Raw genomic sequence first — 19,785 nt, 5'->3', positions numbered from 1 at the left:
TTATTTGTTTTTAACTTTTAACATGAAATAAAAACCTAATACGAAAAGTAGAGTGTTGGAAAAAAGACCAATTCTCTGAGAAAAGTAATAAGTCATTGTCCCAACTAATAAAGGGCCAGCAAATGAAGTAATTCGACCAGAAAATGCAAATAAACCAAAGCTTCTACCTGCTTGCTCTTCATTAATCAGTGATGTCATCATTACACGACTAGCACTTTGTATTATTCCAATAAATATAGAAATGACCATTACAACTGCAAAAAAATTCGATTTACTTACAGCCAGTAATGAAGCATAAATTATACACAATGTTAATGCTGCTATACTTATTAAGATTAAATTTTTTGATGAATATTTATCATTTAAATGTCCTCCAACAATTACACTTAAAAAAGCAATAATATTTGAAAAAATAGCCATTTTTATAATTTCATCAAAGCTAAAACCAAATACACCACTTGCATAAACACCTCCTCCACTTATCAGAACAATAAGCGCATCGGCATATAACATTCTTGCTATTAAAAACTTTCCTGTTTCAGTTAATTTATTTTGCCAAATTATTTGAGTTAAAGATTTAAAATTTAAATGATTTTTTTTTATATCTTTAGAAGTTTTATCCCTAAAAAAGAAAAGCATAGGAATGGCGAATATAAAAAACCACAAAGCAACAATAAGTGCAGTGAATCGAATATTTTCAAATTCTTGTTTATTAAGATCAAATAAAACTGTGTCTGATAAAACAAAGAAATAAAGCACAATCAATAATACTGGAATTGTTCCTAAATACCCTAACCCAAAACCTAAGCCTGATGTTGTGCCAAGTTTATTTTTTTCAGATGCTTGTTGTAACAGTGAATTATAAAAAATTTGCGCAATTTCATAACAATAATTTGAACATAAAAAAATTATTAATGTGTAAAAAATAAAACTAGTTTCTGGTTTTGAAAACCAAAATAAACACGTTATGAGAATACATAGGATTGTAAATATGCGTAAAAAATTTATTAAACCATTTTTTCTTTTATCTGCTAGGATGCCAAAATAAGGGCCTGTTATAGCAATTAATAAACCACAAACTCCTGTCGTCCATTGCCAGTAGGCAGCACCTAATTGCGCATCACCAACAATTTGCCTTGCAAAATAGGTAGAAAATATAAACGTTATGATGATGGCTGAAAAAGAAGAATTAGCAAAATCATACATTCCGTAGTTTAATTTTTTCACACTATGAACATCACCATTTTAGTGACATTTGCAACCCATAATGAGCACTTTTGGAGATAAAAAACAATGTGTTCAAAAATTTAAAAATAAACATTCTATTTGTTATTTTATTTTCTCTTACAAGTTTTGAGTTATTAGCTGATGATAAGTTCTGGGTAGCTTCAGATTGTAGTGTTACTAACGATTTTAGCAATAATGCGAACTGGTCAAGCACAAAAGATGGCCCAGGAGGAGCAAGAAGACCAAATAAAAATGATGTTGCAATTTTTGGTGCGACTGCTGATAGTAGTGATTGTAATGCAGAACTTACATCAAGAAACGTTATTCAAAAACTAATCCTGAAAAATAACTACGATGGTACTGTTAGTGTAGCCAATAATCAAATACTTACATTAAGACAAAATTTTAGCATTAATGGGGGTACATTATTTCTTGGTACTGATGCAACGTTAAATGCAAGTAAAAGCATGTCTCATATTAATGACGGAGGAACTCTCTCATCAGCAAATGCACTTTTAGTTAAAATTTTTCCCAGCTTAAACATTCATGAAGGCGGGACTTTTATTGCACCTGCAAAAAACACATTATTTCTAGGTGGTTTTATCAATAATGGAACTTTCACGCACAGTAATGGTACGGTAACATTTTCTCCAAGGGATTCTAGTTATCAGGTTTTAACAAATGGTACAGGCACAGGTAAGGATTTTTATAACGTAATAAAAAATAATAAAAATACAACTCTGAGAATGAATGGGGATATGCAAGTTAATAACATAACCTTAAATAGAGGTATATTGAATGTAGACGGGAATGATCTGTATGTTAAAGGAAATTATATTGCAAATAGTAGTAATCGACGAGAGGTTACCAATACAAGCGCTTCAACATCAGTGATATTTAATGGAACCGGTAATCAAAATGTTATAGCTCATAATAGCGGTGCTTGGCCCAGTTTTGAAAATTTAACAATAACCAATACAACTGGCGTTGTTTCATTTTCTACAAAGAATGTAGGTATAGATAAAACTCTTACTATTAATTCTGGGGCAATTCTTGATATCAGTGGACTAAACATGACAGCGACTACTTTAGTTAATAATGGTACGCTTCAATTAGAAGGGGATGAAACAGTAACTATTACTAACAAAGATACAAACTCTGGAACAATCACTTATGATGGATCAGGTACCTACAATGATTTAGAATACGGTGATAATTATTACAATCTAACTTTTAATGGTACTGGAACTTACACCCTTGATGCTAATTTAAATGTTGATGGAGCATTAACAATTACAGATGGAACACTCGATGTTTCCTCAAATAATAGAAGTATTAATGTTGCAGGAAATTGGACAAATAGTGATATTTTTAAATCTAGATCAGGTACAGTCACTTTTGATGGAACGTCAACCATTACCTCGGGTGGTATCACCGATCAAGCACAAGATTTTTATAATGTTATTTTAAGCGGCAGTGCAGGAACACAATCTACAAACCACGTAGATGTTGATAATGATTTTACAATTAGCTCCTCTGGAACCTGGAATACTAGTGGGCTTTGTCTTTTTGTGGCAGGCACTACAACCACAGGTAGTGGTACATTAACGAATACAACTCTTCCAACTGTTACTTTTAATCCTGCCAACTCTGATAATGATGCTCAACCTACAGAAAACATTACATTAACTTTTAATCATGCCATGCGTAACACAGATGATAGCGCTTTAACAAACACTAACGTTGATAGTCTTATCACTTTAAAAGTGAATAATTCAAGCGGTGCAGATATTGCTTTTGATGCTACGATTGATTCTGATAAAAAAGTTATTACTATTAATCCTGACAGCAATCTTACAGGCCAACAAAATGTGTATGTAGCAATAGGTGCTACAGTTGAAGATCAAACTTGTGGACAAGCAATTACTGCAGCCAATGCAACTTTTACTGTTGTTGATACTGATGTTCCAACACTAACATCGTCTACTCCTACTGATGGCGCAACAGAGGTAGGTGTTAATGATAATATTGTTCTAAATTTTAGTAAAGCTGTTGACGCTGAGAGTGGTAATATTGTTATTTATAAGGCTTCTGATGATTCTGAAGTTGAGTCAATTCCTGTCGGCAATGCTAAAATCTCTGGATCAGGATCAACTCAAATTACTATTAACCCAGCATCAACTTTAGACAGTTCAACTGCCTACTATGTTCAAATTGCTGCAACTGCTTTTGATGATAGTTCTAGTAATTCTTATGCTGGGATTAATGATAAGACTTCGCTTAACTTTACAACGGCTGACGTTAATGCACCAACCTTATCGTCATCTACACCAGCTGATGGCGCTACAGGTATTGCTATAGATGCAAATATTGTTTTAACATTCAATGAAGCTGTTGATGCTGAAAGTGGAAATATAATTATCTATAAATCTTCTGATGACTCTCAAGTGGAGTCTATACCTGTTGGTGATGCTAAGGTATCTGGATCAGGCTCTACTACAATAACAATAAATCCTTCGACAACATTAGATGGATCAACGGCTTATTATGTACAAGTAGCTGCTACCGCGTTTGATGATAGCTCGAGTAATTCGTATGCAGGTATTAGTGATGCCACAACCCTTAATTTTACAACAGCAGATATAGGTGCACCAACCCTATCATCATCTACTCCAGCTGATGGCGCTACAGGTATTGCTGTAGATGCAAATATTGTTTTAACATTCAATGAAGCTGTTGATGCTGAAAGTGGAAATATTATTATCTATAAAACATCTGATGACTTTGAAGTAGAATCAATTCCAATTGGTAATGCTAAAGTTTCAGGTTCAGGATCAACAGAAATTACTGTTAATCCAGCAACTACCCTAGACAGTTTTACAAGTTATTATGTTAAAATTGAAGCAACAGCATTTGATGATAGTTCTAGTAATTCATATGTGGGAATAACAGATACAACTACACTTAATTTTACTACTGCAGACGTTGAAGCACCAACTCTAACTTTTAGTCCTTTAGATGGTACAACTGGTATTGCAGATAACACCAATATTACAATTACCTTTGATGAAGCAATAAGAAATACAGATAATTCAGAACTAACAAACTCTAATATCGACACTCTAATTACACTTAAAGAAGATAACTCTAGTGGCTCAAATATTGATTTTGATGCTACTATCGACTCTGATAAAAAAATTATTACGATAAATCCTAATAGTGATTTTTCAAGTGAACAAATTGTATATGTTGCAATTGGGGCTACTGTTGAAGACTCCTCAAATAACGCGATAAGCGCATCAAATATAAGCTTTACTGTTGCTGCTCCTACTTCACCACCATCTTTAACATTTAATCCTTCAGATAACAGTACAGGTAACGCTGTTGACACTAATATTACAATTACTTTTGATAAAGCTATCAGACATATTGATGATACAGATATTGCTGATACAGATATTGATAGTTTAATTACTTTAAGAAAAACAAACTCTTCAGGAAATAGAATACCTTTTAATGCTACTATAGATAATACTAAAAAAGTTATAACGATCAACCCCTCAAGTAACTTTTCTAGCAGTCAAGTAGTCTATGTAGCAATTGGTGCAACCGTTGAAGATTGTTATAATAATGCAATATCAAACTCGTCTATAACATTTACAGTTGCTGATACTGTAGCCCCAACTATTACTTTTAATCCATCAGACTCTGATACTGATGTAACAGTTAGTTCAAATATTACTCTTACTTTTAATGAAGCAATACGAAATACAAATAATACAGTTTTAACCGACACTAATGTCGATAGCTTGATAACATTAAAAAATTCAGATGAAGATGGAGATAATATTAGTTTTAACGCTACAATTAACTCAGATAAAAAAATTATTACTATTAATCCTAATAGTAATTTTTCTAGTGAACAAGTTGTTTATGTGGCAATTGGAACAACAGTTGAAGATTCATCAGATAATGCAATAACAGCTCAATCCATTACTTTTACAGCCGCTGACTCAACACCACCAACAGTAACTTTTAGTCCAGCTGACTCAGAGACTGGTATTGCCGTTAATTCTGATATAACAATTGCTTTTGATGAAGTAGTTCGAAATATTGATAATACATCTTTAACAGATGCCAACGTTGGTAGTCTAATTACTTTAAAAGAAACTAATACTAATGGATCTGATATTAGTTTTACGGCATTAATAGATTCCACAAAACAATTAATTACCATAACGCCAGATAATAGTTTTTCGAGTGAACAAGTTGTGTATGTGGCAATTGGTGCTACTGTAGAAGACTCTTCAGACAATGCAATAAGTGCAAGTTCCATAACATTTACGGCAGCTGATTCCACTGCACCAGAGGTCACTTTTGATCCAGCAGATACATCAACAGGTGTGCCTATTACTGCAAATGTTACACTAACATTTGATGAAGCAGTAAGAAATCCTGATGACTCTGAGTTAACAAATTCAAATGTTGGAAATTTAATTACACTTGAGTATGTATCAGATAACGCATCTATTGATTTCACAGCAACTATTGATTCAGACAAGAAAATTATAACCATTAACCCTGATGAAAATTTTATAAGTGGTAGGTTTGTGCGTGTAGCAATACAAGCACTTGAAGATTCATCAAATAATACAATGTCAGCAACATCAGGCACTTTTAGTGTTACGGATTCAACGGCTCCAGTTGTTACTTTTGATCCAGCAGATGGATCAACATTAGTTGCACTTGATACTGATGTAATTATTACCTTTAATGAAGAAGTAAGATTACTTGATAACTCTGCTATTAATAATACAAATGTTGATAGCTTAATAACTCTAAAGGACAGCAATTCAACTGGGGCAGATATTGCTTTTGATGCCACTATAAATTCTGACAAGACAATTATAACCATTGATTTAGTAAGTGATATTTCAAGTGAGCAAACAGTTTATGTGGCAGTTGGAGCTACAGTTGAAGATTCTTATGGTAATGCAATAACCGCAACATCATCTACTTTTACGGCAGCAGATAAACTGCCACCTAGTGTAGAAATTGAAGCTGTTATTACAGCATCTATTGCAGTTAATTCAGATATTACTTTTACTTTTAGTGAGGCAATTCGAAATTTAGATAACACAGCTTTAACAAATTCCGATGTTGCAAGTTTAATGACATTAAAAGATACAGATGAAAATGGAGCTGATATTCCATTTGTTGCAACAATTAATTCTGCAAAAACTATTATTACAATTGATCCTGTCAGCAATTTTACAAGTGCACAAAAAATATATGCAGCAATTGGTGCAACGGTAGAAGATTTTGCGGATAATGTTATTCCAGCTTCAAGTAAAACTTTTACTGCAGAGTTTTTAAAAGAGGATTTAGAAAATCCATTTAATGAAAAGGATGTTATTGCTTTAATAGATGCTCAAAGAGAAACTTCTAAACGTTTTATAGAACAATCATCTTATGCTGTATTGAATAGAATGGAGTGGTTAAGAAGAAACAGAGATGTTAATAATTTATCTGAACAAGGAATCAAAATTAAATTTAGTGATGAAGAATATACAGAAATTGCCACTGCGTTAAATTTTGATAAATATATAAATCGTACAAAAGATTTATTTAACAATAATTGGGCTTTTTGGAGCGAAGGTACCGTTACATTGGGTGAAATAGACAATACCACACTTGCTTCACTGCAAGAAATTCAAACAACGGGTATTACAATTGGTGTTGATAAAAAAGTAAACAATAGAAGAATGTATGGTTTTGCACTTAGAGTTGGTCTTGATGATGTAGATATAGGTACATCTGACACTAACCTAAAAACAGATATGTTTAGCCTATCTTCTTATGCAACCTTTCCATTTAATAATAAAACTTTTATTGATACGAATATAGGTATTAGTAGTTTAAAAATTGACTCAAAACGAAAACATGAAGCAGGATTTTTAAATGGCGACAGAAATGGTAATCAAATTTTTGGATCAATTGTCTATGGAGGTGAATTTATAAAAAAAGATTTAAATATATCTCCTTATGGAAGAATCGATCTAGGATATACTATTTTAGATGAATATTTAGAAAATGGTAAAATTTCAGCTCTAAAATATAATGAAATGAAAATTGAAAATAGTAAATCATCATTGGGTTTTCTAATTAATAATTCGTATGAAATTAACAATTTAAAATTTAAACCATTTAGTCGTTTTGAATATGGAAGAGGAAGTACCGACTCAAATGATACAATAGTTTCCTATTATAAAGCATATCCAAATACTAATTATACAAATAAAGGTGAAAATAAATCATCAGATAATTATAGAGTCACCATTGGAACAGATTTAGATATTGGAAAAAATATGTTCTATACTGCAAGTTTTGAGAGAAATGAAGAAATTGATTCAGGTTATACTAATACTATGAATTTAGCGGGATCTTACTTAATTAAACCAAATGCAGAACTAAGTTTTCATTCCAATTTAACAAATGAAAACACTTCACAATTTTCAATACAATACGATCAGCAATCCAAGTCTGGGTGGGATTTAAATTACAATATTGAATTACAAAATAGTTTTAATGTTAATTCTGAAAGTAATGTTGGTATTAATGTTAAAAAAATTTTTTAAAAGTTTAATTAAGTAGAAGACTAATGAATAAAAACCTTTCAATTTTAGCCACGCCTCAGTCTTCTTTAATCCTGATTAATTAACAAATCTTCATACCAAAAGGTTTGGAAATTTTGAAAAATTTTTTAGGTCTATGAATGAAACAAATACAGTATTAAAGGCTAGAGTAGAAGTAACATTTTTTGAATTTTAGGTAGGATGGGGTTACTTAAACTTTTTATTTTTAAATCGGACTGGTACCACTATTGCTCCATATAAGCGTCAATGACATTGGTTCTTGACTAAGATTCTATAATTTGATTCAATATCACTAGAAAGGAAAGAGAGCATTTACAGGAGTAATTGTTCTAGATGAGTAGAGCAGGGTCATGGCGCAGGACTCATAAGCCTGAGGTCAGTGGTTCGATCCCACTTCCCGCTACCATTTAATGTCCCGGAAAATCTATTAAATTTTCAACTTTATAATTATTTTTCACTAAATTATCAGATCCACCTAAATCAAATAAGTTAATTACAAACACAAAAGCTGCGACTTTACTTTTCGAAATTTCTACAAGTTTAGCAGCTGCTTCAGCAGTGCCACCAGTTGCAATTAAATCATCAATAATTAGAACACTATCATTTTCATCTAAAGAATCTTTGTGAACTTCAATTGTAGCTGTTCCATATTCAAGTTCAAAATCAACAGAATGAACATCGGCAGGTAATTTATTTTTTTTTCTTAGCATTATGAATGGTTTTTTTAAAACATAAGAAACTGCTGACGCAAACACAAAGCCTCTAGACTCTATTGCTGCAATTTTTGTAAAGTTGTACTTTTTTGATCTCTCCACAATTTGATTAATAGTTTCTGCAAAAGCTTTTTCATCTTTAATTAAAGTAGTTATATCTCTAAATAAAATACCTTTTTTTGGGTAATCAGGTATAGATCTAATAAAATCTTTTAAATTCATAATAGTTAAATATAAAAGTATAAATAATTAAATTTTTATTTATGACAACTAATAAATTAGCAATAATCGGTGGAAGTGGTCTTTATGATGTGGAAGAGTTCAAAAATAGAGAATTACTAGATTTAAATACTCCATGGGGAAAACCATCAGATCAAATATTAAAAACAAACTACAATAATAAAGAAGTTTATTTTTTACCAAGACATGGAAGGGGTCATTTTATTTCACCTTCAAATATTAATTTTAGAGCAAATATTGATGCCCTTAAACAATTAGGCGTAACAGATATCGTTTCTGTTTCTGCAGTAGGATCGCTAAAAGAAGATCTTCCGCCAGGAAAATTTGTTATCGTTGATCAATTTATTGACAGAACTTTTTCAAGAGTAAAAACTTTTTTTGATGATGAAATTGTAGCTCACGTTTCAATGGCTCACCCAACGTCAAACGGATTGATGAATGCATGTGAGGCTGCAATTAAAAAATCAAATATAGATTATCAAAGAAACGGAACTTATATTGTTATGGAAGGACCACAGTTTTCAACATTAGCAGAATCTAATTTATACAGATCATGGAAAGCAGATGTTATTGGCATGACTAATATGCCTGAAGCAAAGTTAGCGAGGGAAGCTGAGATTAGATATGCTTCAGTATCAATGGTGACTGATTTTGATTGTTGGCATCCTGATCATGAAAATGTTGATGTTCAACAAGTTATTAAAGTTCTGTTAGGAAATGCTGAAAAAGCAAAAGTAATGATTAAAAATTTAATTAATAATTTTGAAGATCATATTGATCCAAAAGACCCAACAAATAATTGTTTAGATGTAGCAATAATAACAGCGCCTGAAAAAAGAACAAAAAAAACATTAGATAGACTTAAAACAGTAGCAGGTAGAGCTCTATCTAAATGAAAATTCAAAATAAAGAATATAGAACTATTTGGTATGAAGATGATGTTGTTAAAATAATTGACCAAACTAAGCTTCCACATCAATTTGTTGTTAAAAATTTAAAAACAGTTAAAGACGCAATTAATGCCATTAAAGTAATGGAGGTAAGAGGAGCACCTCTTATTGGAGGAACTGCTGCTTATGGAATAGCTCTAGCCGCTCAAGAAAATACTGATTATGAATTTTTAAAAAAAATTGCAGAAGAATTGATTAGATCTAGGCCTACGGCAATAAATTTACAATGGGCAGTAAATCGTATGATGAAAAAATTATTAGGGATTAATAGTAATAAAATTTTAAATACAGCTTTAAAGGAAGCTAAAGAAATATGTGATGAAGATGAAAAGTTTTGTGAAAATATAGGTATTAATGGGTTAAAAATAATTGAAGAAATTTATAATAAGAAGAAAGATACAGTTAATATTTTAACTCACTGTAATGCCGGATGGTTAGCAACGATTAATTGGGGAACAGCTACTTCTCCCATATATCATGCGCAAAAAAAAGGTATTCCAGTCCATATTTGGGTGGACGAAACTAGACCAAGAAACCAAGGTGCAAATTTAACTTCTTATGAATTAAATGAGGAAGAAATACCAAATACTATAATTGCTGACAATACAGGTGGAATTTTAATGCAAAGAGGTGAGGTTGATTTGTGTATTGTAGGAACTGATAGAACTTTATCTAATGGAGATGTTTGCAATAAAATTGGAACTTACCTGAAAGCATTAGCAGCATATGATAACAACGTTCCTTTTTATGTTGCTCTTCCTAGCTCTACAATAGATTGGGATATAAAAGATTCTAAAAATATTCCTATTGAGGAAAGAAACTCAGAGGAATTATCTCATGTAGAGGGGATTGATGAAAATAATGAAATTAAAAAGGTTTTAATTTATCCAAGCAAAAGTAAAGCGATGAATTTAGCTTTTGATATTACTCCAGCAAAATATGTAACAGGTTTAATCACAGAAAAAGGCATATGTGAAGCTTCATTAGAAGGTCTTAAAAATTTATTTAAATGAAAAATTTAAAATCTGAAATTATAAAATACTCTAAAATGCTTAATAGTAAAAAACTTTCAGCATTAAGATCTGGCAACATATCTGCTCGATTTAAAGATGGCTTTTTGATTACTCCATCTGGAAAAAGGTACTCATCATTAAAAGGTAACGATATAGTTTTTGTTTCACTTAAAGGAAATTTTGACAAAAAAAAAGGAATTCCTTCTTCAGAGTGGAAATTCCACCAAGATATTTATCTAAATAAAAAAGAGGCGAAAGCTGTAGTTCACGCTCATTCAACCAATGCAACGGCTGTTGCTGCTCACAAGAAAAGCATTCCTTCTTTTCATTACATGGTTGCTATGGCAGGAGGTCACGATATTAAATGTGCAAAATATGCAACTTATGGGACAAGAGAGTTGTCTAAAAATATTTTAAAAGCTTTAAAAGGCAGAAAAGCTTGTTTAATCAGTAATCACGGTCAGATTGCATTTGAAGAAAATTTACCAAAAGCTTTTGAGTTAGCTGAAGAGGTTGAAAATATATCACTTCAGTATATAACGAGCCTAAAATTGGGTAGGCCTAAAATTCTTTCGAAAAAAGAAATGAAAAAAGTATTATCCAAAGCAAAAAACTATAAGAGAGGATAATTAATGACTAAAGTTGGAGAGCATATAACTCTAGACATTATTGGAACTACTAAAGAATACAATCCTTCTTTATTTGAAAAAGTTATTAATGATATTGCAAAAGCAGCTGATGTAACAATTCTTAATATTTCTAAATATAAATTTGAGCCTCAAGGTTTTACAATTTTAGCATTATTAGCAGAAAGCCATATTAGTTTTCATACATTTCCTGAAAAAGGGATAATTAGTTTTGATTTTTTTACTTGTGGAAAAGTTAGCCCATCAGTTGCAATTAATATAATAAAAAAAGAATTTGCTCATAAAAGAATTGTTAAAAAAGAATTTAATAGAGATACAAGATCTCTTTATCATGACATTTATAGTTCGCCAGGATTACAAAAGTCATATGTGGTAAATGATGTTCTTGAGGATTTTAAATCAAAAGTCGGTCAACATATTGAGATTTTAGAATTAGAACAATTTGGTAAATCATTATTTATTGATGGAGAAATACAAGTTGCTGCAACTGATGAGCATTTATACAGCTCAACTTTTGTTGGTGCAGGTCTTCATTTAAATAAAGACAACGAAAGAGCTGCAATCATTGGAGGTGGTGATGGTGGTGTTGCAAGAGAGTGCATTTCTAAAAATTTTAATTTTATAGACTGGTTTGAGCTTGATCCAGAAGTTGTGGATGTTTGTAACAAACATCTTGGAGATATAGGCAACAAAGCTACAGAAAAAAATTCAGTTAAATGTGTGTGGGGCGATGCATTTAAAAGCATAACATCAGTTGAGGACGATACTTATGATCATATTTTTGTTGATCTTAATGATGATCAATTTTGTATAGATCTTGCTGCTAAAAATATGGACTCAATGATTAGAATATTAAAACCAAAAGGTGTGATTACTGCTCAGGTAGGCAGTCAAGATAAAAAACCTAAACAAGTTGATAACTGGCTAAATGTATTTAACCATCATTTTGGAAATACTAAATTATCTAGAGTTTATATACCTAGTTTTGATTGTTCTTGGAATTTCTCCTCGTCAATTAACCATTAATTTTTCTTTTTTAATTTTTAAAATTGTGAAATACTTCCTCCAAATTAAAGGAGAAAATAATGAATATATTTAAGAAAACTATTTTGACAGTTCTGGCTTCTTTATTAGTTGCTGGAAATGTTTATGCAGACAAAATAAAAATTGGAACCGAAGGTGCTTATCCTCCATGGAACTCTAAAGATGCCTCAGGCAAACTTATAGGTTTTGAGGTTGAGCTAGCAAAAGAGCTTTGTGCTATAATGAAACATGATTGTACTATTGTTGAACAGGATTGGGATGGAATGATACCTGCTCTTACAGGAAAAAAATTTGATGCTATCATGGCTGGAATGTCAATAACCGAAGAAAGAATGAAAACAATTAGTTTTTCACAAGGTTATGCTGATGAAGTAGCTTCTCTTGCCGTAATGAAAGGGTCGAGTTTAGAAAATTTAGATACCCCAGAGGGTGTTAATCTATCTTTAGGAGGAGCAAATGTAGATAAAGCTCTTAAGACACTAACTGGAGCTCTCTCTGGAAAGACTGTTTGTACACAAACTGGAACAATTCACCAAAATTTTTTACAATCTGGTGATGTAGGTAAAATTGATGTCAGAACTTACAAGACACAAGATGAGGTAAACTTAGATTTAACATCTGGAAGATGTGACGTTGCATTAGCAGCCGCAGTAGCATTCACAGATTATGCTGAAAAATCTGGTAAAGCTGTTGTGCTAACTGGACCTACCTTTTCTGGAGGAGCATTTGGAAATGGAGTTGGTGTAGGAATTAGAAAATCTGATTCAAAATTAATCAATGATTTTAACTCTGCTATAGATCAAGCTAGAAAAAAAGGAATTATTAGCAAACTTGCTATTAAACACTTTGGTTTTGACGCATCTATGTAATTAATTTAAGATTTGGCGACTGTAAATATATAGTCGCCAATCTATATGGAACTTCTCGCATTTGGAAAAACTGGTTGGGGTGATGAACTATTTTACGCAACCTTAATGACAATAGCTGTCTCAGTCACAGCAATGTTAATAGGTTTTATTTTTGCATTAATATTTACACCATTAAAATTATCCAAATATAAATCTTTAAATTTAATTGGTAATCTTTACACAACGGTAATCCGTGGTGTTCCCGAACTTCTTGTAATTTACTTATTTTTCTTTGGAGGAAGTGGTGCAATCATGTATGTAGCTTCCATTTTTGGATATTTTGAATATATTGAAATTAATGCGTTTATTACTGGTTCAGTTGCAATTGGTATAATCTCTGGTGCATATTCAACTGAAGTTTTTCGTGGAGCTATACAATCAATAGATCAAGGTCAGTTTGAGGCTGCTAAAGTTTTAGGCGTAAGTAGGTTTGTGCAGTTTTACAAAATAATATTGCCTCAAATGTTAAGATTGGCCATTCCTAACTTAAGTAATGTTTGGCAGATTACTTTAAAAGATACTTCTCTTATCTCAGTCACAGGACTAGTTGAAATTATGAGACAATCTTATATAGCGGCAGGTTCAACTAGAGATCCATTATTCTTCTACTCATTTGCTGCCGTGTTATATTTATTGCTTACATATTTAAGCATGAAATTAATCAACAGATTAGAAGCTAAGTACAGTAGGGGTTATTAATGGATTTTGATTTAATGTTTATTAGTTTTCCAAAGTTATTAAACGCAACCTTAATTACATTAAAACTCTTATCTGTCTCGTTGATAATAGGAATGTTTTTAGGTTTATTTTTTGCAATTTTAAGAATGAATAAGAATATTTTTATTAATCAATTTGCTTATGGTTATTCCTATGTATTTAGAGGAACTCCTTTACTAGTTCAAATTTTTATTATTTATTTTGGCTTAGGTCAAATTGAGTATTTAAGATCAACATTTTTATGGATAATTTTAAAAGAACCTTATTGGTGTGCAATTATAGCTTTTGCATTAAATACGGGCGCTTATACATCCGAAATTTTAAGATCAGCATTTCAAACTATTAAACCAGGTATTATTGAGGCCGGAAAAAGTTTAGGTATATCAAGTAAAATTATTTTTTATAAAATTCAAATTCCAATTGCCATCAGACAATCATTACCTGCCTATGGCAACGAAATAATCTTAATGATGAAAGGGACATCGTTAGCAAGTACTGTAACCTTGATGGATTTAACAGGAGTTGCAAAATATATAATTTCAACAACTTTTAAACCTATAGAAGTATTTATTGTAGCAGGTGGAATTTATTTATTTATGACTTTTTTGATTCATAATTTAATAAAATATTTAGAAAAAAAATATAGTTTCCAATAAAATTTTAAATGCATCTTTCAAAAAAACAGATTGAAGATTACCAAAATCTTGGAGTTATAATTGTAAAAGACATTTTTAAAGATTGGATAGAGCCATTAAGAAAAGGGTTTCAAAAAGTTTTAGATAACCCAAGCAAATATGGACGAGAGAATGTAGATGATAACAAGGGTAGATTTTTTGAGGATTATTGCAATTGGGAAAGAATAGAAGAGTTTAAAGATTGTATTTTTAATTCACTTGGAGCTCAGATTGTTACTGAAGCAACAAATTCTAAATCATCTCAAATTTTTCATGAACATATTTTTATTAAGGACCCTGGCACACATAAAGAAACACCTTGGCATCAAGATATGCCTTATTATTGTGTTGATGGAAGTGATACAGGAAGTTTTTGGATACCTTTAGATGAAGTTGATAAAGACAATAACCTTAAATTGATTTTAGGTTCTCATAAATGGCAAAAGTTAATTAGACCTACAAAATGGTCTAATAATAGATCTTGGTATCAAGACGATAGCTCTTTTATGGATTTACCTCCATTAGAACAATTTGAAAAAAATATTTTAATCCCAGAACTTAATTTAGGTGATGCAGTGTTGTTTAATTTTAAGACCGTACATGGCTCAACTGGAAATAACAGTTCTAAATCTCGAAGAGCATTTTCAATGAGATTTATTGCTGATGATGTTAGGTATATTGATAGAGGAGGACCCACGTCCCCACCATTTGATGAAATTAATTTAAAAACCGGTGATTTAATGCGTGAAGATTGGTTTCCTAAAATTTTTAGTAACTAGTATATTCTTTAATCTCTTTAATAATTGATCCAGTATGATTATTGATCTCAAGTTTAATTTTTGCTCGATCATCATTTAAAAAATGAACATCTCTAGATAATCTTATAAATTTATCACCAAAGTCTTTATTTTTTTCACAATCTCTTTTATCGTCTTCTATAACCCATAACCTTGCATTTATTTCTTTCAAATCCTGAAATAGTTTTTTTAATTTTTCATCTGTTTTAACATTTTTTTCGAGCTGATCTTTTAAAATTGAATGTTCGTTAGATATAAATTTGATTTTTTCAGGATCTTTAATTTTTTCTTTTTTAATTTCTAGGATAGAAATTTTGTCTAATAATTCACCAACCGACACTTCAACTAGAATTTTATTCATAAAAAAATATACTATGTTAAGTTGTTATTAATATGTCTAATATTTTAATCATTAAACATGGTTCTTTAGGTGATATAGCGCAAGCTTGTGGGGCAATTCAAGATATTTCTGAATATCACAAAGATGATGAAGTTCACTTGCTAACAACCAAACCATATTTTGATTTATTTAAAAAAAATCCACATATTTCTAACGTTATATTGGATAAGAGATTGCCAAAATATAATCTCATCTATTTATATTCATTGATGAGAAATATTAAGAAATATAAATTCACCAAAGTTTATGATCTACAAAACTCTAGTAGAACAGCTTTTTATAAAAGAATATTATTTCCTAATGCTACAAAAGACACATGGTCATCTACCGAAACCACATTACCTGAAGGAACTACAAAAGAAGATTTCGATAAAGACTCAGTTTTATCTAGATTTGATCATCAATTAAAAAGTTCTGGAATTAATACCAGTCACACTTTAACCCCTGACTTTTCATGGAGTCCATCAGATATATCTCAAATAAAGAATTACCATCAATTGGAAAAATATATTGTGCTTTTTCCTTTTTGCTCCCCTCATTTAATCTCAAAAAAATGGCCTTACTATAATGATTTAATTTCTATAATTAATGAAAAATTAGAAAATAAATTTAAAGTAGTTATTGCCCCTGGACCTGATGAAATTGAAGATGCATCAAGTATTAATGCAGTTTGTGTTTTAGATAATGGTAAAGCTTTAGACATTTCTCAATTAGCAGCATTAATTAAAGATAGTTCATTTGTTGTTGCAAATGATACAGGACCTGCTCATATGTCAGCTCATTTAGGATCAAAAGGAATTGCTTTATTTGGATCTCACACAACTCCTTTTAAAGTTAGCATTGAAAGAGAAAACTTTAAAGCAATACAAGCACCAGAGTTATCTAAACTATCAGCAGAAAAAGTTTTTGAAAGATTGTCAGAGATTATTTCTTAATTTTTTCTAATACTCTTAAAAATATAGGAACAGTGAAAAGTATAAAAAGTAATCTTATTATATGATGAAAAGCGACAAAGTCTGGATCTAGATCAAAAGCAATTGCTATCACTGCTACCTCATAAATTCCACCAGGACTAAAAGATAATATTAAAGTTAAAATATTTGTATCAACAAAAAAAGTTGCAACATAAGCTGCGAATAATCCCAAAGCCACCAATATAGTTGTTGCAACAATACTATGAAGTGAATTGTTAGCTATCTCTTTAACAGTTTTTTCTGCAAATCTACACCCAACCGAAGAACCAAGGATTAGTAGACAAAAATTTATAGTTTCATCTGGTAATTTATATGATGCTATATCTGTAATTTGTAACAAGCCACTGGCAAATAATGTACCAGAGAGCAAAGCTGCTGGAACTCTAATTCTATCAAAAAAAAAATAAAAAATAACGATGCAAAAATAAGTAAAATTAAATTTAAGTGATTTTGACCTAAATAATTGAAGTCATCATTTAATAAAACATCGTTGCCAGTGTTATTTACTATAATAAATGGAATTACAGTTATTATGATTATCAATCTTATTAAGTGTGAAGTTGCAACTTGAGATAAATCTGTTTTTTCATTTTCAGCTAAAATCATTAGAGGACCTAATGCACCGGGAGCTGCTGAAAATATTGAAGCTTTTTCACCATAACTTGCAAATTTTTGAAGGTATTTAGCAACAATTAAAATGCTAATTATTATATAGATTAGCATAATTAGTGAAGTCCAAATCCAATTACTTATTTGATTAAATAAATTTTGATCAATGTAATTTCCAATATGCAAACCTAAGATTATCAATATAAAGCTTAATACAATTTTTGGCATGATAATTTTTAAACCTGATAATGCAGCAATTGATGTGACAATCATTGGGCCCAAAAACCAAGCTAGAGGAATATTAAAATAATCAGCAATAATTGCACTAGGAAAAGAAATAATCAAAACAGAAATAAATTTTATTGTGAAAATTTGATTGATTTGTTTTAACATTATTGAGTTTGAATTAAATTCTTTTCAATTTTAACTTTAGAGGATCTAAGAACATTTAGAAAGCTAATACAGTTTTTTTTATTAAAATTAGAAATATGACCTGCAACAGTTAATGCACCAAGAATTTGATTTTTTTTTCTAAATATAGGAACTGAGATAGATGCCATTTCTGAATCTCTTTCTCCAAAAGTCATAGCATATCCATTTTTTAAAACATTATCTTTATCTTTGATTTCTAAATTATTATAAGCTGACAAGACATGACCACTTGAACCTTTCTTTATAGGTTTTTTATCTCCAATAACCTCTTGGTGTCTTATTGATTTATTGGGTGAACTTGATTGGATACATACTCTTACATCATTTTGTCTAACAAAAAAACTTGCCGTCTCTTTTGTTTTGGATGATATTAAATCTAATTCAGCTTTAATAGAATTTTTTAAATTAAAACTACTCTCATAAATTTCAAATAATCTTGGGATTGTATGACCAATTTTAAATTCACCACTTTTTATTTTTCTAATGTATCCAAAATTTTCAAGTGATTTAGATATTCTTGAAATTCTACTTTTGTGGTCTCCGGTAATATTAGCTATTTTGGTTACAGTTAAAGCTTCATTTTTTTCAGTGAAGCAATTTAGAATTTCTAAGGCTTTGTTTACTGCATCAACACCAATAACATTTTTGTTAAATTTCATAATAATTCTATTAAATAGAATAATATGTTCTGTCAGATAGAACAATAGTATTATTATTATTAGACATTTCTTTAAAATATTAATTAAGTAACAAAAAAAACTAATAGAGGGAAAAATAATGAAAAACTTAAAAAAAATATTTTCAGTATTATTTTCAGTAATCCTATTATTCTCAGCAACTACAACTAGTTCAATTGCGATTGATAAAATTCATTTCGTAATCGGTGGTGGTGCTGGAGGTGGTTGGGATGGAACTGCTAGAGGTACTGGAGAAGCTTTAACAAAAGCTGGTATGATAAAAAGTGCATCATTTGAAAATATGTCAGGTGGTGGTGGTGGTAAAGCTTTAGCTTTCATGATTAATACTAAACCTGCAAATACAGTTTTAGTTCAATCTACACCATTAGTTTTAAGATCAATCACTAGACACAAAGGTTATGTGAGTGGAAGTGGTACTTTATCTTATAAAGATGTTGTGCCAATCGCTGGTGTAATTGGTGACTATGGTGCAATCGCTGTTGCAAAAAACTCACCTTACAAAAACTTTAAAGATGTAGTTGATGCATACAAAAAGAATCCAAGTTCTATTAAAATGGCAGGTGGATCAGTAAGAGGAAGTATGGACCATTTAATTGGTGCTTTAGCTTTCCAAGCTGCTGGTGCTAATCCAAATGATGTAGCTTATATTCCTTATGATGCTGGTGGAAAAGCGTTAGCTGGACTTTTATCTGGAGAGACTCAAATTATCTCTACAGGTTTAGGTGAATTGATGGGTGCAAGAGATCAAGTAAGAATTATTGGTATTACTGCTCCTTCAAGAGTTTCTGATGCTCCAGATGCGCCAACTCTTAAAGAACAAGGTTATGACGTACAATTCGTAAACTGGAGAGGATTTTTTGGTCCTCCAGGTATGAGCAGTGCAGATAAAAATGCAATTGCTAAAATGCTAGGCGATGTACAAAAAACTTCTGAATGGGAAACTGTTAGAGCAAGAAATGCTTGGGTTAATATTTATAATCCAGGTGACAAGTTTGTTTCTTTCTTAGAAAAACAAACAGAAGAAATGACAGCTCTTATGAAGAAATTAGGAGTTATATAATCCTTAGGATTATTTAAAATTAGAGC

Annotated in this window: 15 protein-coding genes and 1 pseudogene; 11 read left to right on the top strand and 5 right to left on the bottom strand. The window is 30.9% G+C overall.

Going from position 1 to position 19,785, the window contains the following annotated elements:
* Complete coding sequence (locus tag ACIJYH_RS04035) at positions 1-1,227, bottom strand: MFS transporter (RefSeq protein WP_435162381.1); 1,227 nt, start codon at positions 1,225-1,227, stop codon at positions 1-3.
* A 68-nt stretch (positions 1,228-1,295) separates the two neighbouring features.
* Between ACIJYH_RS04035 and ACIJYH_RS04030 the strand changes: the two genes are divergently transcribed.
* Positions 1,296-7,865, top strand: coding sequence for an Ig-like domain-containing protein (locus ACIJYH_RS04030; RefSeq protein ID WP_435162379.1), 6,570 nt, complete (start codon positions 1,296-1,298; stop codon positions 7,863-7,865).
* 425 nt (positions 7,866-8,290) lie between these two features.
* On the opposite strand, the gene ACIJYH_RS04025 is transcribed toward ACIJYH_RS04030, so the two are convergent.
* On the bottom strand, positions 8,291-8,818 hold the full coding sequence (locus tag ACIJYH_RS04025) for an adenine phosphoribosyltransferase (protein ID WP_435162377.1): 528 nt from the start codon (positions 8,816-8,818) through the stop codon (positions 8,291-8,293).
* A 41-nt stretch (positions 8,819-8,859) separates the two neighbouring features.
* Between ACIJYH_RS04025 and ACIJYH_RS04020 the strand changes: the two genes are divergently transcribed.
* Genes ACIJYH_RS04020 through ACIJYH_RS03985 form a run of 8 tightly spaced genes read left to right on the top strand, consistent with a single transcriptional unit; the run spans position 8,860 to position 15,568 of the window.
* The gene (locus ACIJYH_RS04020; protein ID WP_435162375.1) at positions 8,860-9,732 is read left to right on the top strand and encodes an S-methyl-5'-thioadenosine phosphorylase; all 873 of its coding nucleotides are present in this window, start codon (positions 8,860-8,862) and stop codon (positions 9,730-9,732) included.
* Positions 9,729-10,799 (top strand): S-methyl-5-thioribose-1-phosphate isomerase, encoded by a 1,071-nt coding sequence (gene mtnA / locus ACIJYH_RS04015; protein WP_435162373.1) that lies wholly within the window; start codon positions 9,729-9,731, stop codon positions 10,797-10,799. Before ACIJYH_RS04020 ends, mtnA begins: the two co-directional genes overlap by 4 nt.
* Complete coding sequence (locus tag ACIJYH_RS04010; RefSeq protein WP_435162371.1) at positions 10,796-11,428, top strand: class II aldolase/adducin family protein; 633 nt, start codon at positions 10,796-10,798, stop codon at positions 11,426-11,428. Before mtnA ends, ACIJYH_RS04010 begins: the two co-directional genes overlap by 4 nt.
* A gap of 3 nt (positions 11,429-11,431) precedes the next feature.
* Positions 11,432-12,472 (top strand): adenosylmethionine decarboxylase, encoded by a 1,041-nt coding sequence (gene speD, locus ACIJYH_RS04005; RefSeq protein WP_435162369.1) that lies wholly within the window; start codon positions 11,432-11,434, stop codon positions 12,470-12,472.
* A 59-nt stretch (positions 12,473-12,531) separates the two neighbouring features.
* Complete coding sequence (locus ACIJYH_RS04000) at positions 12,532-13,359, top strand: transporter substrate-binding domain-containing protein (protein WP_435162367.1); 828 nt, start codon at positions 12,532-12,534, stop codon at positions 13,357-13,359.
* A 45-nt stretch (positions 13,360-13,404) separates the two neighbouring features.
* The gene (locus ACIJYH_RS03995) at positions 13,405-14,097 is read left to right on the top strand and encodes an ABC transporter permease (protein WP_435162365.1); all 693 of its coding nucleotides are present in this window, start codon (positions 13,405-13,407) and stop codon (positions 14,095-14,097) included.
* On the top strand, positions 14,097-14,771 hold the full coding sequence (locus ACIJYH_RS03990; RefSeq protein ID WP_435162363.1) for an ABC transporter permease: 675 nt from the start codon (positions 14,097-14,099) through the stop codon (positions 14,769-14,771). The genes ACIJYH_RS03995 and ACIJYH_RS03990 overlap by 1 nt, the downstream gene beginning before the upstream one ends.
* A gap of 8 nt (positions 14,772-14,779) precedes the next feature.
* Positions 14,780-15,568, top strand: coding sequence for a phytanoyl-CoA dioxygenase family protein (locus ACIJYH_RS03985; protein WP_435162361.1), 789 nt, complete (start codon positions 14,780-14,782; stop codon positions 15,566-15,568).
* Here the strand turns inward: ACIJYH_RS03985 and ACIJYH_RS03980 are convergent.
* Entirely contained in the window at positions 15,558-15,947 is a 390-nt protein-coding gene (locus tag ACIJYH_RS03980; protein WP_435162359.1) for a DUF6165 family protein, read from the bottom strand. The two genes, ACIJYH_RS03985 and ACIJYH_RS03980, sit on opposite strands and share 11 nt — an antisense overlap.
* Before the next feature lie 32 nt (positions 15,948-15,979).
* Here ACIJYH_RS03980 and ACIJYH_RS03975 point away from each other — a divergent pair, with 32 nt between their 5' ends.
* A complete protein-coding gene (locus ACIJYH_RS03975; RefSeq protein WP_435162357.1) occupies positions 15,980-16,921 on the top strand; it encodes a glycosyltransferase family 9 protein in 942 nt (313 codons plus the stop codon).
* Here the strand turns inward: ACIJYH_RS03975 and ACIJYH_RS03970 are convergent.
* Together ACIJYH_RS03970 and ACIJYH_RS03965 are read right to left on the bottom strand one after the other, a co-directional pair.
* Positions 16,911-17,962, bottom strand: a pseudogene (locus ACIJYH_RS03970) (AbrB family transcriptional regulator). The gene ACIJYH_RS03975 and the pseudogene ACIJYH_RS03970 sit on opposite strands and share 11 nt — an antisense overlap.
* A complete protein-coding gene (locus ACIJYH_RS03965; protein WP_435162355.1) occupies positions 17,962-18,660 on the bottom strand; it encodes an IclR family transcriptional regulator in 699 nt (232 codons plus the stop codon). Before ACIJYH_RS03965 ends, ACIJYH_RS03970 begins: the two are co-directional and overlap by 1 nt.
* Before the next feature lie 118 nt (positions 18,661-18,778).
* Between ACIJYH_RS03965 and ACIJYH_RS03960 the strand changes: the two genes are divergently transcribed.
* Positions 18,779-19,759, top strand: coding sequence for a tripartite tricarboxylate transporter substrate binding protein (locus ACIJYH_RS03960; RefSeq protein WP_435162353.1), 981 nt, complete (start codon positions 18,779-18,781; stop codon positions 19,757-19,759).
* Positions 19,760-19,785 lie beyond the last annotated feature (26 nt).

The organism is Candidatus Pelagibacter bacterium nBUS_25 (assembly GCF_051200975.1).
In the GTDB taxonomy this organism is placed as follows: Bacteria; Pseudomonadota; Alphaproteobacteria; order Pelagibacterales; family Pelagibacteraceae; genus Pelagibacter.
The sequence above is the reverse complement of the archived record's forward strand: the minus strand, read 5'-3'. Positions and strand labels throughout refer to the sequence as shown.